The sequence below is a fragment of the Alcanivorax xiamenensis genome (genome assembly GCF_009846745.1).
GTDB lineage: Bacteria > Pseudomonadota > Gammaproteobacteria > Pseudomonadales > Alcanivoracaceae > Alloalcanivorax > Alloalcanivorax xiamenensis.
Genome location: NZ_AQPF01000113.1, coordinates 1 through 1,195 on the forward strand (window position 1 = coordinate 1; position 1,195 = coordinate 1,195).

Sequence of the window (1,195 nt, forward strand, 5' to 3'; positions counted from 1 at the left end):
TGTCCACTTCCCCGTTAGTGAGACAGCCCTAAACTGGAGTTTTCCACTTTCCGGCGATATACCGCTGGCGGTAAATCACCCAGGCTTTCGTGCGGTCGCTCGTCGTTGTAATCAAGCATCCACAGCCATGCCATTTCACGAACCTGGGCCAAGCTCTCGAACAGATACGCATCCAGGAACTCATACCTGAACGAACCGTTAAACCGTTCCACGAAGCCATTCTGCTGAGGCTTGCCCGGCTGGATATACGCCACGGTAATTTCGTTTGCCTCACACCAGTCATAGAACTCCGCCGCAATCAGCTCTGGCCCATTATCCACCCGTATCTGATTCGGCAGACCTCGTTCCGCCTTGAGTCGCTCCAGCGTGCGCACAACCCGGCCCGCTGGAAGGCTCGTGTCCACCTCAATCGCCAAGCACTCGCGGGTGCCTTCGTCAATAATATTCAAGGTGCGGAAGCGCTTCCCGCAGTACAGGCCGTCGTGCATGAAGTCCAATGCCCATTGCCTATTCGGGTACATGCTGACCTCCAGAGGCTTCGGAGTACGCTTGGGCAGAACCCGCTTGGTCCGGCGGCGCAGATTAAGTCCCATGCGGCAATACACCCTGTAAACCCGCTTGTGGTTGAAGCAATATCCCTTCAACCGCATACGCTCGTAGCACTTCCAGAAGCCCGCTCGGGGCGACTTCCTAAGCTGTTCGTTCAAGGCATCAATGACAGCAGCATCAGCAACCCGCCAGTCTTGCGGTGCTCGGTAGTAACTGGCCCGACCCAAGCCCACCAAATGGCAGGCCTTACTGACCGGCACACCGTCATCTACCATGCCCGCCACAGCATCACGTTTCTCCGCTGTCACCAACCCTTTTTTTCGATCAGCTTCCTCATGGCAGAGTTTTCGAGGCTGACATCGGCAAACATCTTCTTGAGCCTGTCATTCTCTTCCTCAAGCTCCTTGAGGCGCTTAACGTCAGAAGCCTCCATGCCGCCGTATTTGCTCTTCCAGTTGTAATAGGTGGCATTGCTGATGCCATGTTTGCGGCAGATCTCTTCAACCTTCAGACCGGCATCCGCCTCCTTCAAGATCGATACGATCTGGGTCTCGCTGAGCCGGGATCTCTTCATTGTCGTCTCCTGAGCTATGATGATCTCAGAAAACTCCAATCAATGCTGTCTCACTTTAGGGGAAGTGGACAC

1 protein-coding gene is annotated in these 1,195 nt (G+C 54.9%); it reads right to left on the minus strand.

The window, feature by feature from the left end; genetic code table 11:
* Nucleotides 1–14: 14 nt before the first annotated feature.
* A protein-coding gene (locus tag A6D6_RS21620) for an IS3 family transposase (protein WP_159661851.1) occupies nt 15–1,123 on the minus strand; the annotation gives its coding sequence in 2 pieces (ribosomal slippage) (nt 15–862 and nt 862–1,123; 1,110 coding nt in all).
* Between the last annotated feature and the right edge of the window lie 72 nt (nt 1,124–1,195).